10 protein-coding genes are annotated in these 11081 nt (G+C 64.0%); 6 read left to right on the top strand and 4 right to left on the bottom strand.

Annotation, left to right across the window (positions count from 1 at the left end):
- A partial coding sequence (locus tag ABJF10_RS10965) for an MSMEG_0572/Sll0783 family nitrogen starvation response protein (protein WP_348544606.1) occupies positions 1-459 on the bottom strand: 459 nt, incomplete at its 3' end.
- Between the two features lie 199 nt (positions 460-658).
- Between ABJF10_RS10965 and ABJF10_RS10960 the strand changes: the two genes are divergently transcribed.
- Entirely contained in the window at positions 659-1741 is a 1083-nt protein-coding gene (locus ABJF10_RS10960) for a LacI family DNA-binding transcriptional regulator (RefSeq protein WP_348544605.1), read from the top strand.
- On the opposite strand, the gene ABJF10_RS10955 is transcribed toward ABJF10_RS10960, so the two are convergent.
- From ABJF10_RS10955 to ABJF10_RS10945, 3 genes are all read right to left on the bottom strand, one after another.
- Positions 1674-2615 (bottom strand): sll0787 family AIR synthase-like protein, encoded by a 942-nt coding sequence (locus tag ABJF10_RS10955; RefSeq protein WP_348544604.1) that lies wholly within the window; start codon positions 2613-2615, stop codon positions 1674-1676. The two genes, ABJF10_RS10960 and ABJF10_RS10955, sit on opposite strands and share 68 nt — an antisense overlap.
- An 8-nt stretch (positions 2616-2623) precedes the next feature.
- Positions 2624-3190, bottom strand: coding sequence for an MSMEG_0567/Sll0786 family nitrogen starvation N-acetyltransferase (locus tag ABJF10_RS10950; RefSeq protein WP_348544603.1), 567 nt, complete (start codon positions 3188-3190; stop codon positions 2624-2626).
- A 123-nt stretch (positions 3191-3313) separates the two neighbouring features.
- Positions 3314-4954 (bottom strand): PQQ-binding-like beta-propeller repeat protein, encoded by a 1641-nt coding sequence (locus ABJF10_RS10945; RefSeq protein ID WP_348544602.1) that lies wholly within the window; start codon positions 4952-4954, stop codon positions 3314-3316.
- Positions 4955-5044: 90 nt separating this feature from the next.
- Between ABJF10_RS10945 and ABJF10_RS10940 the strand changes: the two genes are divergently transcribed.
- The 5 genes from ABJF10_RS10940 to ABJF10_RS10920 all read left to right on the top strand — a co-directional run bounded on the left by ABJF10_RS10940 (position 5045) and on the right by ABJF10_RS10920 (position 11040).
- Positions 5045-6316, top strand: a complete 1272-nt coding sequence (locus ABJF10_RS10940) for a PQQ-binding-like beta-propeller repeat protein (RefSeq protein WP_348544601.1) — start codon at positions 5045-5047, stop codon at positions 6314-6316.
- Positions 6317-6321: 5 nt separating this feature from the next.
- Positions 6322-7137, top strand: coding sequence for a hypothetical protein (locus ABJF10_RS10935; RefSeq protein WP_348544600.1), 816 nt, complete (start codon positions 6322-6324; stop codon positions 7135-7137).
- A 63-nt stretch (positions 7138-7200) separates the two neighbouring features.
- Positions 7201-7605 carry a hypothetical protein gene (locus tag ABJF10_RS10930; RefSeq protein WP_348544599.1) on the top strand — a complete coding sequence of 135 codons (405 nt, stop codon included), beginning with the start codon at positions 7201-7203 and terminating at the stop codon, positions 7603-7605.
- Positions 7602-9650 (top strand): tRNA guanosine(34) transglycosylase Tgt, encoded by a 2049-nt coding sequence (gene tgt, locus ABJF10_RS10925; RefSeq protein ID WP_348544598.1) that lies wholly within the window; start codon positions 7602-7604, stop codon positions 9648-9650. Before ABJF10_RS10930 ends, tgt begins: the two co-directional genes overlap by 4 nt.
- Before the next feature lie 205 nt (positions 9651-9855).
- Positions 9856-11040: a neutral/alkaline non-lysosomal ceramidase N-terminal domain-containing protein gene (locus ABJF10_RS10920; protein WP_348544597.1), complete on the top strand. Its 1185-nt coding sequence runs from the start codon at positions 9856-9858 to the stop codon at positions 11038-11040.
- The last annotated feature ends 41 nt before the right edge of the window (positions 11041-11081 follow it).

Below are 11081 nucleotides of genomic sequence, written 5' to 3'. Positions count from 1 at the left end.
CGTCGCGCCCGCCTTCTTGTGCATGAGGATGCAATCGAGCACGTCGAGCGGATTGATCGGGATGATGCCGGGCATGAACGCTTTCTCGGTCTGGCCGTAGAGCGCCTGCGTGGAAAAGCGGCAGGCGTAGACCTTGCCGCCTTCGTCGATGAACTTCGCGATACGCTGGTTCACGAAGAGATGGCCGGGAAACGCTTCGTCGCCGAGCGTGGGGAAGCCGCGCTGGAAGCCGAGGGTGACACCCGGGCCATACAACAGGATGGAAGTCTCGTACCCTTTGCGCAACAAGCGCGTGGCGACCAGCGTGTTCACGATCCCGATGGAGCCTTCGAAGGCCACGGTGTGAAAAGTGACCAGCGCTTTTTCGCCCGGATCGGCTTTCACATCGGGAAATACTTTCTCCTCATAATCCACGAGGAAATCGCCCGGCTTGTTCATTTCTTTTTCGACTTTTGGCATAACGGATTTTGCTTTGTTGGTTGGTGGTGAGCGAAGCGTGGGCTCCGCGTGATGCTGCTTCTGCTTAGCATGGCGCGAACCCATTCCGGCACCTTGGCCCTTGCCGCGAACGGTTTATTGCGCATATCGTTGCGCAACAGAGAGGCATCGCCCGCGAACGCCCATTTCATGCGGCTTCGCGGTGCATCTATTTGCTCCGATGAAACAAATACAGACAGTGCGAATGGCGGAAATCGCCCAGCAGTTGGGCGTGGCTTCCTCGACGATTTCTCGGGCCTTGCGCGATGACCCGCGCATCAGCGGCGACTTGCGCAGTCGCGTCCGCACGGTGGCGGATAAATTGGGTTACGCGCCAAATCCGTTGGTCAGTGCGCTGATGGCGAATCGGCGTCGCCGCGGCGGTGCAGGCGCGGTCGATGTGATCGCGCTGATCACGAATTACGGAGGCCGCGAAGATTGGCGGAAGAAGGACGTGTGCCGCTGGGAATACGAGGGGATTCAGCGGCGTGCACGAGCGCTCGGCTTCCGCATCGAGGTCTTCGCGCTCGCCGATTATCGCGGCGATGTGACACGGCTCTCCGCGACGCTGCGCGCACGGGCGATTCGCGGCGTGCTGCTCGGCTTTTCCCGCGACGAGGCCGCGGGTGTGGCCTTCGATTGCGAAGGCTTTTGTGTCGGCGGGTTGAGCGCCTATTTCCCCGACGTGAATGCGGACCGCGCAAACTTCCACGGTTTCTACAATGTGCGCCTCGCGCTCGATCACATGCACCGCCTCGGCTACCGGCGTCCCGCGCTGATCGTGCCCGAACTGAACAATCGGGTGTCGAACAATCTCTGGTCCGGCGCGTTCCTCGACTGGCAGCGCAAGCTGCCGAAGCGCGATCGCTGCGAACCCTTCATCCCGCCGGAGAACGTGACGGCGACCGAGTTCAGCGACTGGCTCTATCGCAATGCGCCCGACTCCCTGCTCGTCTACAAAATGCCCGTGCGCACCTTCCTCGCGAAGCGCGGCGTGCGCGTGCCGGACGACATCGGCGTCGCGTATCTCTACCGCACTTCCGACGAGAAAGGCGATGCGGCGGGCATCGACGGAAATCTCGATTTCGTCGGTGCGGCGGCGCTCGATCTGGTGGTCGAGCGGCTCTACGGCAACAGCACCGGCACGGGCGAGCATCCGAAAGAGGTGCTCATCAAGGGGACGTGGTACGAAGGCGCTACGTTGCCGCCGAAAAATCTGCCCGCGCCGCCCCGTAGCCGAGCACCAGCGAAGGCGAAGCGGTGACGCGGCCAACCCGCGCGCAAGTGATGTCGCGGGCGGCGAAATGGGCGATGACGTACGGCGTATTTTCGGGCGCGACGCTGAGCAAATATCCGAAGCTCGGGAACGCGATCAACCAGCGCGTGAAATCCGCGTCCATCGGCCGCGGAAGCTGATCCAGCCGGAGTTCCGCGCCGACGTGCGAGCATTCCAGCAGCATGGCCAGCGTGCCGGCGATGCCGCCATTGCTGATGTCCTTTCCTGCGCGACACCAGCCGCTCTCCGCGAGCGCCGGGAGCAATTGCAGATCGCCGCGCAAGCGTTCCGGCGGCGCGCCCACGCTGGCGTTCCAGAACGGTTTGTCGCCGCGCCAGCTTCCACGCAGATCGACCGCGACGAGCAGGTCGTCGCCCGGTTGCGCATCGAAGCTGGTGATCAGTTTCCGCGCCTTGCCGAGCACTGCGGCGGCGAGGAAAGAAGCGTCGTTCCGGACAATCGTCGTGTGCCCGCCGACGATCGGTACGCCATACGCCTGCGACGCAGCGCTCATGCCTTCCCAGATTGCCGCCGAGCGCTCGAGACCGGGCGTCCACAACACGTCGACAATGGCCAGGGGCCAGCCGCCCATGGCCGCGACATCACTCAAATTCACCATCACCGCTGAATAGCCCGCGAACCACGGATCCGCTGCCACAAAGGATTCCAGCATGCCTTCTGCGGCGAAGAGCAGCCAGCCGTTGCCATCCGCAATGGCCGCGCAATCGTCTCCCACGCGCACCTCGCCGGCCAGCGCTTGCGCCGGGGCGTAGGCGTGATGGATCGTTGCTTTGTCCGCCACGGCGGGATGCTGCGCGAGAAACTCGATCAGCCGGGCGAGGGTCGCTGCGTCGTCGCTCATCCGCGACTTTAGAACACGCTCTCGGCGGGCCGATAATAGTTGAGGTCCGCGCGCATCTTGACGTGGCGCAAGCCGAAGAGTTCCATCTCCGCGAGCGGCTCCCAGTGCAGGCGCTGGAAGAACTTCGCATTCTGATGCTGCACCGTGGCCAGGAACTCCGTGCACCCGAGCGCATGGGCGGTGGAGACCGCCTTGTAAATCAAGCCCGCGCCCAGCGCACCGAGCCCGCGATAGATCGGCTGATGATTCCGCATGGCCACCCCCGGACTGATCTTTTTCACGCTGCGAAAATCGGCCGCCACACCCAGCCGCGAGCCGTACCACACGCCTGGTTTGCGCTCATCGATCCGCACCACGCCGACGACCGAATCCTCCATTCCCGCAATCAATGTCTCGCAGACGATCGGCATCGCGTGTTCATCAAATTCATCGCGATCCGTGCCCTGAAAGATCCGCTGCTCCTCGCAAAAAATCGCCCGGCGCAGAGCCCAATATCCGTCCAGCGCTTCGTGCGTCTGGGCGATGCGAAAGATGAAATCCTGCGGTGTGAAGTGGTGGTACGTATCGAAAAGCATAGGTCGAGATCGTGCGGTGAGTTGTCCCGCCACCCCCTAGCACTGCCTATGCCAACTGCCGCTCCGCAATGGGAGATCGGCCGCCGATCATCCGCGGAACCGAACTTTCCGCCTGAGTCCGGGCTACTTCGCCGCCGCGACGTGGGGCGGCGTTTCCTTGGCGCCCTGTTGCACGGCCCAGATGTAACTTTGCGAGCAGATGAACAGTGTGCCGTTGGCCGCGACGGGCGTTTCATAGGCCGCCGAGCCCAGCGTGATCTCGGAGAGCACCTTCATCTCTTTGCCCGCAGAGAGGACGACGAGCTTCTTCTTCGTGTTGATGTAGACCTTGCCGTCGGCCACCAAGGGCGTGCTCCAGGTATCGGCATGGGTGTCGTAGACCCAGTAGGGCTTGCCCGTCTTTTCATCGAGGCAATGGACGTGGCCCGCGAGGTCGGTGGCGTAAAGCAGACCGTCTTTGATGGCCACACTGGATATCGCGCGCTCGATGCCATCGTAAGTCCAGATGCAACCGCTCTGCGTCACATCGCCCGTCTTGCTCGCGTCGATGCAGTGCAGCAAACCCTTCCCGCGTCCGTGCATGGGGTCCTGGCCAATGGTGCAGTAGACGCGGCCATCGTGAAACACCGGCGACGCGATGATCTCGCTCGGCCCGAGGAACAGGCCGTCGTCCTTGTTCGTCGTGTATTTCTTCCGCTTGTCGCCGATGTAATAGTTGAACTCGTCCTCGCCCTCGGGGTGGCGGAATTCCGCCGGATCGCAATCGTAGGACCACACCTTCTTGAAGGTGACCGGCGCCGACGGCACGCTCTGCAGCGCCTCGAACGCGTAGCAGACGCCGTCACCGCCGCCAAAGAATACGAGCTTCTTGCCGTTCACGACGCCGATGGTCGGCGGCGACCACAGGCAATGCCACATGCGATGCCCGAGATCCTCGGTATCGGTGGCGATCAGCTTCCCGGTCCTGGCATCGAGCGCGATGAAACTCGGCGCATCCGGGTGCAGGCAAAACGTGTGCTCATGGTTCACCCCGTTGGCCGAGGTGCAGTAAAGGATGTCGCCGTCCACCAGCACGGAACACGCGGCTACGTCGTGTGGGCAAATGCCGAGGTCGTCCACGAGATCGTATTTCCAGATGATATCGCCGTCGGTCTTCTCCAGCGCCACGGGCGGATTCTTGGACCCGGCGATGTATTGCCCTTCGTCTTGGAACGGCCCGTCGTTGCCGTCGGCCTGGCCCTTCACGTCCAGGCACAGGATCTCCGCCGCGCTGGTCACCACATAAGCCCGATTGCCCACGATGGTCGGCGACGAGCACACCCCCAGATTCTGCTGGCCGTAATGCGCGTCCACCGGCAACCGTTCCTTGGGCCGCACCGGCACCGGCAGCTTCCAGAGCATCTGACCGGTTTTTTCATCGAGACACCACACCATGCCGCCCTTGGATCGCTTCAGGCGGGTGTCGCCTTGCAAGGTGGCGTCGTCGGTGCCGATGAAGACGCGACCATCGGCCACCGTCGGGTTGCCACAGATGAAGGTGCCCAGCTTCGCGACCCAGCGCACATTCTCAGTCGTGCCGGGCAGGATACCGTCGCCCGTGGTGGATTTCTCCCCAGGCTTGAAGGTGTCGGGCAGACCGGTCTCCATCGAAACCATGTTGCGTCCCAGGTCGCAGCCGCCCCAGGCGGGCCAGTCGGCGGCGGGAGCCGAGGTTACAGCCAGAAAAATTGCCGCCGTCGCTAATAAAGGAGATGATTTCGTCATAGTCTGGGGTCGCGAGTCGTTGCACCTTCATTAACCCGCCTTTGGCGAAATGGTTTGCAACTCTCTTTCCCCAACTGGTTTCACCCTCCCATGACGACCCTCGGCGCCCGCAAATTCCTCCTGTGCTTGTCCTTTCTGGGTAGCCTCGCCACGCTGGCTGCCGACCTGCCTTCCGCCCAGGAATATCAGGCCAACTGGCCTCGCTTCCGCGGCCCGGATGGCGGCGGGGTCGCTGCGCAAGGTGACACGCCGCTGACCTGCGACATCAAGACTGGCGCGAACATCGCGTGGTCAGTTCCCGTGCCCGCCCCCGGTTTCAGCTCTCCGGTGATCTGGGGCGACCGCGTGTTTCTCTCTGGTGGCGACGAGGCCAAACGCGAGGTGCTGTGTTTCGACGTGGCATCCGGAAAACTGCTCTGGGAGAAGCCCGTGCCCAAAACCGCGGGCAGCCCCGATGAGCCTCCGTCCGTCCCCGAGCAGTGCGGCATGGCCGCCGCGACCGTGGCCACCGACGGACGCCGCGTCTACGCCATGTTCGCGAATGGCGACCTGGCCGCGTTCACTTTCGACGGCGCCCTCGTCTGGTCGAAATACCTCGCCATCCCGAAGAACCCCTACGGTCACGCCGCCTCGCTGCTCACGTGGCAGGACCGCGTCATCGTGCAACTCGACCAAGGCGATCCGGACGACAAGCTGAGCAAGATTTACGCGTTCGACGGCGCGACCGGCGCGGTCGTCTGGCAACAAGCGCGCCCCGTCGGCGCCTCTTGGGCCACGCCCATCGTCATTGACGCCGCCGGTCAGGCACAGGTCATCACCGCTGGCGTGCCGTTGGTCATCGCCTACGCGGCAAAGGATGGCGCAGAACTCTGGCGCGCCGATTGTCTCGATGGCCTCGTCACCCCGTCGCCGATCTTCGCGGGCGGCACGCTGTTCGTCATCAATCCTTCCAACAAGCTCCAGGTCATCCGCCCCGACGGCCACGGCGACGTCACCAAAACGCACCTCGGCTGGGGCGTGGAAGATGGCATCCCCGACGTCACCAGCGCGGTCAGCAACGGCGAACTGATCTTCCTCCTCGATTCCAGCGGTGTGCTCACCTGCTACGACGCGAAGGACGGCAAGAAGCAGTGGCAGCACGATTTCGGCGACGAGTGCAACGCCTCGCCCAGCCTCGCCGGTCACCAAGTCTATGTCTTTACCAAAAAGGGCACCATGGCCGTCGTCGAAGCCGCGCGCGAGTTCAAGGAACTCGGCCACTCCTCGCTTGGGGAGGAAGTCTTCGCCAGCCCCGCCTTCGCGCAAAACAAGATCTTCGTCCGAGGAGTGAAGAATCTGATTTGTATCGGGGTGAAGCCGTAAAAGCGATGCCCACCCTTGCCCGATTATTGAAGACGAGCGCAGTCCTCCTGCTCGCCATGGCGCTGCCGCTCGCCGCGCAGACGGTCGAGACATGGCAGAAGGCGGCGGTGCAAAAGCATCCCGCGCTGACCCAAGCCGGCTCGCCTTTGAACGTGCGCTTCCTCGCCATCATCGCCGAGAAGCGGAAATCCGAGCCGGCCTATTTTAGCAAACCGGACTGGCCGATGCGGGCCGCGGATGCCGCCGATGCGGCGTTGCGTGCGGAGGACCTGGCCGTGAGCGAAAAGGCGAAAGCCGAGGAGGCCGCGCGCCTCGCCAAGATGACCCCGGAGGAGCGGGAGTGGGATCACGACAAGGCGCGTTGGGTCTTCGAGCGCCTCGTGTTTGGCGACACCGAGGAGACGATCGTGAGCAAGCTTACCCATTCGAAGCTCATCACCTCGCGTGTCTCTCCCAGCACGCGCGTCCCCCTGGGCACGCACTTCCAATGGGTGCTGGGCGAGACCAAATACAATCTCGATTTCGAGATGAAAGACAAACTCGCCGCCATCGTCTTCGAGAGTCCCGCGGAGGCCACCGACAACCTCGACGGCTTCATTCACGATGATTGGCAAAAGCTGCGCACGGCGGCCGTCGAACAATTCGGCCCGCCCACGAAAACCATCGCTTATCCCGATGCGAAGGCCCTGCACGCCGGCGGCTGGACAGTGACCGACACGTGGGACCGCCCCGGCAGCCGGATCAAACTCGGCGTCACCGAAGACAGCGGCAAGGGCCGGGCCGCCCTGCGGATCAGCGACCCCGCGCACGCGGCGGAATAAGTTGAGGCGTCGAACATCTCGCCTTCGTGCTGGTCGCGCGATACATGGCAGGGCTCGCCTTCTATGAACGGAACCGAACCGACCCTACCGCCGAACACGATCGATATACTGCAGCTCGCTCGTGCGATCCGCTTCGCGCTGGTCTCCATTGTTCTCGGCCTCTCCTATTTCAGTCTCCGCGTCACCCTGACCATCGAAGGCTTCGAGCAGATTTTTCGAGACATGCTCGGGGGCCGCGCCTTGCCTTGGCTTACCGTCCTGATTCTTCGAGGTCGGCTGCTATTTCTCGGCGTTAGCATTCTCGTGCCGACCCTGGCCATCGGATCCCTCTTCAATTCTCAAGTCGTGCGCTCCTTCTACCTCATCGGCGGCCTGGGCCTGCTCACGGTCCTGCAGTTCGTTGTCCTCTATCATGGGCTGACAGCGCCACTGCTTGAGATTATCAAGGCGATGGGCGGGAATCCATGACTCACGGGCGCCTGAATTTCCACGTCGAGGCGCAGGCCACCGGCTCCCACGCCCGGGCGGCGACGTTTCATACGGCGCACAATCAAGTGCGCACGCCGCTCTTCATGCCGGTGGGCACGCAGGCCACGGTGAAGGGACAGCTCACGCAGGCGCTCGAGGACGCGGGCTCGCAGATCCTGCTCGCGAACACCTATCACCTGCTGCTGCGGCCCGGGCCGGAAGTGTTCCGCCGCACCGGCGGCATCCATGGCTTCATGAGCTGGAAAAACTCCGTGCTCACCGACTCCGGTGGCTTCCAAATCTTCTCGCTGCCGCACTCGCGGGCGATGTCGGAGGAAGGAGCGGCGTTCCAGAGCTATCTCGATGGGCGCACGATCCTGCTCAGCCCCGAGCTCAGCATCGAGACGCAGGTCGCCATTGGGAGCGATATCATGATGGCGCTGGATCAGTGCATCCCTTCGACCGCGGATGAAGCCACCGCCCGCGCCGCGCTCGGCATCACGCATCGCTGGGCCGCCCGCAGCCTGGCCGCGCGCGGCGAATCCACGCAGGCCCTCTTTGCCATCGTGCAAGGCGCGCTCTATCCGGAATTGCGCCGCGAAAGCGCGGCTGGCCTCACGGAAATGCCGTTCGATGGTTTCGCCATTGGCGGCCTCGCGGTCGGCGAGAGCCGCAGCGAACGGCAGGACACCTGCGAGCTCACCGCCCAACTTCTCCCGCAGGATCGCCCGCGCTATCTCATGGGCGTGGGCACCCCGCTGGATATCCTCGAGGCCGTGCATCGCGGCGTCGACATGTTCGACTGCATCATCCCCACGCAAGTCGCCCAGCGCGGCGGCGCCTTCACCTCGCGCGGCTTCCTGCAACTGCGGCGCGGCGTTTACAAATACTCCGAGGCCAATCTCGACCCGCTCTGCAATTGCCCCACTTGCGCCCGCTACTCGCGCGCCTACCTGCATCACCTCACCAAGACCGGCGAGCACCTCGGCTGGCAGCTCCTCGGGCAGCACAATCTCTACTTCTACCACCAGCTCATGCGCGATATCCGGCAGAGCATTTTCGAAGACCGCTTCCTCGAGCTCTACCGCGAGCGGCGCGAAATCCTGCACAAGTCCGACGCGGAAAATCCCATCCACGTCCAGAAGCCGAAACGCAAGATGGCCTTTCACCGCGGGAACTACGAAGTGCACCGCGCGCCGGAAGGGTTCGCCAGCATCCGCCAGATTTCCTCCGGCGAGATCATGCACTCGCGCACCCCGCCGATGGTCGAGGCGCATCGCCTTTACATCGAGCAGTCCGACCTCGCCGCCCGCCTGCGCCTCTCCGCCAATGAGAACATGAACGGAGCGACTACCGAGCCGCTCGTCATCTGGGATGTCGGCCTCGGCGCCGCCGCCAACGCCATGGCCGCGATCCTCTGCCATGAAGCGCAGACCGCCGCCGGCCCCACGCGCCCCATGCACCTCGTCAGCTTCGAAAACGATCTCGACCCGCTGCATCTCGCCTTCCAGCACAACCGCGAGTTCACCTACCTCCGCCACAGCGCCATCGGCGGCCTCCTCACCGTCGGCCGCTGGCAATCGCGCGACCCCGGCCTGCGCTGGACGCTCGTGCAAGGCGACTTCCTCGCCTCCATGGTGAAGTCGCCCGCGCCGCCCGACCTCATCTTCTTCGACATGTTCTCGAGCAAGACCGCCGCCGACCAATGGACGCTCGGCGCCTTCCGCGAGGTCTTCGCCGCCTGCGCGGGCCGCGCCGTCGAACTCTTCACCTACACCTGCTCCACGCCCATCCGCGCCGCGCTCCTCGCCGCCGGCTTCCACGTCGCGCGCGGCTGCAGCACCATCGATAAAGTGGACACCACCATCGCCCTCACTCCCGAGGCCGCACGCACTCTCTCCCCCGGCGGCTACGAACTGCTCGGCGCCGAATGGCTGGCCAAATGGGGCCGCTCCAGCGCCAAATTCCCCATCGACCTCCCCGCCGACCAGCAGCCCGCCTTCGAGCAGGCCATCCGCACGCATCCGCAGTTCCAGAGCATGTAAGCGTCGAAGCTAAGCTTCGCCCCGGCGGCTGGTTACCTGCGAGTAACACACCGTTTGCTCACACCGCATGCGCCCCCCATTCGCATTCCCTCTTTTTTGTCTCCTCCTCATTGGCTGGTTCCATGCCGGCCGTGCTCAGCAGCCCGCCCCGCCAAAGTCCGTCGCACCCTATGTGCCCGCAACCTGGAAAGCAGGCGCGGCATCCGTGATTGTGACCCCGGAGAAGAATCTCTTCATGGCCGGATACGCGGCGCGCAAGAAACCTGCGGAAGGCAAGGTGCAGGACCTCTTCGCGAAGGCGCTCGCGCTCGAAGATGAGCAAGGCGGTCGCGCGGTCATCGTGACCATGGATTTGATCGGAGTTCCGCAGGCGATACGGCGCGCGGTGGCGGCGCAGGCCGAGCAGCAATTTCACCTGCCGCCTGCCGCGCTGCTCATGAATGCGTCGCACACGCACTCCGGCCCCTCCTTGCGTCCCGTCGCGCCCACGGAACAGGAACTGGAGAAGCCGGGTGTCCGCGATTCCTACGAGTACACGCAAGGCCTCCAGGAAAAGCTGGTCGCGGTCATCGGACAGGCGCTTGGCAATCTGCAGCCGGCGCGCCTCACGTGGAATCGCGCCCGCTGCGGCTTCGCCATGAACCGCCGGCGCGACTACGCACTGCCCGCGGACGATCCCAATGCGAAGCTCGCGCCGAATCCCAATGGTCCCGTCGATCACGAGGTGCCGGCGCTGCGCGTGGAGGCGCCCGACGGCACCTTGCGCGCCGTGCTTTTCGGCTACGCCTGCCACAATACCAGCCTCGGCTTTTACCACTACTGCGGCGATTACGCCGGTTACGCGCAGGAGTATCTGCAAGAGCATCGGCCCGGCTTCACGGCGCTTTTCCTCATGGGCTGCGGCGGTGACCAGAATCCGTATCCGCGCCGCTCCGAAGTGGTGCCGGGCATCAGCGATGTGGAACTCACGCAGCAACATGGCCGGTCGCTGGCCAACGCCGTGGAGATGGCCATGACGGTGAATCCGCGACCCATTCACGGCCCGATCCGCAGCGCTTTCGAAGAGATCCCCCTCGACTACGCCAAGCCGGGGCGTTCGCCGCACGACTATCCGATTCAGGTCATTCACCTCGGCCCCGATCTCGTCATCGCCGCGCTGGGCAGCGAAGTCGTGGTCGATTACAGCCTGCGCCTCAAACGCGAACTGGCCGGTCCTGCGGCCGTGTGGATCGCCGGTTACTCCAACGACTATTGCGGCTACATGCCGAGCCTACGCGTGCAGCAGGAAGGCGGCTACGAAGCCGCCGCCGGGTGGGCGGACACGCTCGAGGAACGCATCGTCGGCAAGGTGCATGAATTGCACCAGCGCCTGGGCGCGCCGGCGCGATGACGCGCCATCCGCGGCGTTGCAAAATAGGGGGGCTGGTAACA

This window comes from Chthoniobacter sp., assembly GCF_040003245.1.
In the GTDB taxonomy this organism is placed as follows: domain Bacteria; phylum Verrucomicrobiota; class Verrucomicrobiia; order Chthoniobacterales; family Chthoniobacteraceae; genus Chthoniobacter.
The sequence above is the reverse complement of the archived record's forward strand: the minus strand, read 5'-3'. Positions and strand labels throughout refer to the sequence as shown.

What these genes read in the sequence shown, in the direction of transcription:
- tgt (WP_348544598.1), top strand. Translation starts at nt 7,602, where the DNA reads ATGACTCACGGGCGCCTGAATTTCCACGTCGAGGCGCAGGCCACCGGC.
- ABJF10_RS10960 (WP_348544605.1), top strand. Translation starts at nt 659, where the DNA reads ATGAAACAAATACAGACAGTGCGAATGGCGGAAATCGCCCAGCAGTTG.
- ABJF10_RS10930 (WP_348544599.1), top strand. Translation starts at nt 7,201, where the DNA reads ATGAACGGAACCGAACCGACCCTACCGCCGAACACGATCGATATACTG.
- ABJF10_RS10955 (WP_348544604.1), bottom strand. Translation starts at nt 2,615, where the DNA reads ATGAGCGACGACGCAGCGACCCTCGCCCGGCTGATCGAGTTTCTCGCG.
- ABJF10_RS10950 (WP_348544603.1), bottom strand. Translation starts at nt 3,190, where the DNA reads ATGCTTTTCGATACGTACCACCACTTCACACCGCAGGATTTCATCTTT.
- ABJF10_RS10945 (WP_348544602.1), bottom strand. Translation starts at nt 4,954, where the DNA reads ATGACGAAATCATCTCCTTTATTAGCGACGGCGGCAATTTTTCTGGCT.
- ABJF10_RS10935 (WP_348544600.1), top strand. Translation starts at nt 6,322, where the DNA reads ATGCCCACCCTTGCCCGATTATTGAAGACGAGCGCAGTCCTCCTGCTC.
- ABJF10_RS10940 (WP_348544601.1), top strand. Translation starts at nt 5,045, where the DNA reads ATGACGACCCTCGGCGCCCGCAAATTCCTCCTGTGCTTGTCCTTTCTG.